General features: G+C 63.3%; 2 protein-coding genes. One reads left to right on the top strand and one right to left on the bottom strand.

Annotated features, from left to right (window positions below):
- Window positions 1-198: 23S rRNA (adenine(2030)-N(6))-methyltransferase RlmJ (rlmJ, locus tag ML342_RS11825; protein ID WP_240127207.1), on the top strand; the 198-nt coding region annotated here is incomplete at its 5' end.
- A 120-nt stretch (window positions 199-318) separates the two neighbouring features.
- Here rlmJ and ML342_RS11820 read toward each other — a convergent pair.
- Window positions 319-515, bottom strand: a 197-nt coding sequence (locus ML342_RS11820; protein ID WP_240127206.1) for a protein kinase family protein, incomplete at its 5' end; no start/stop codon positions are given.

Below are 515 nucleotides of genomic sequence, written 5' to 3'. Positions count from 1 at the left end.
GGCGCACCGAAACTGCTGCGGGTCGAGTTGTATGTGCACCACCAGGACAGCCCGCAGGGGCTCAATGGCTCAGGTCTGGCCATCGCCAACCCACCGTGGGGGTTGGAAGAAGAGCTCAAGGAGCTGCTGCCATGGCTGGCCAAAGAGCTGGCGCAAACCGCCGGCAGCTTCCGCATGGACTGGCTGATCGCTGAATAATATTGCTTGCCTGTACCGGCCCCATCGCCGGCAAGCCAGCTCCCACAGGATTACCACAGGCCTCGAATCCTGCACGGGACCTGTGGGAGCGGGCATGCCCGCGAAGAAGCAGAAGCTGGACTAGAGGGCAAACGGCAGGTGCAAGGCCACCTGCTGACGCTGCGCCAAACGCACTTCGAACTCGCTCGGGTCGTGGATCATCACATCCATTCCGGCAAACGATTCCGCTGCAATCAGGCGCGACAGCCAGAAGCGCACGCAGCCTACCCGCAACATCTCCGGCCACAGCTCGGCTTCGGCCGCGGTGAACGGCCGCA

The sequence above is a fragment of the Thermomonas alba genome, assembly GCF_022419205.1.
Taxonomy (GTDB): domain Bacteria; phylum Pseudomonadota; class Gammaproteobacteria; order Xanthomonadales; family Xanthomonadaceae; genus Thermomonas; species Thermomonas alba.
The sequence above is the reverse complement of the archived record's forward strand: the minus strand, read 5'-3'. Positions and strand labels throughout refer to the sequence as shown.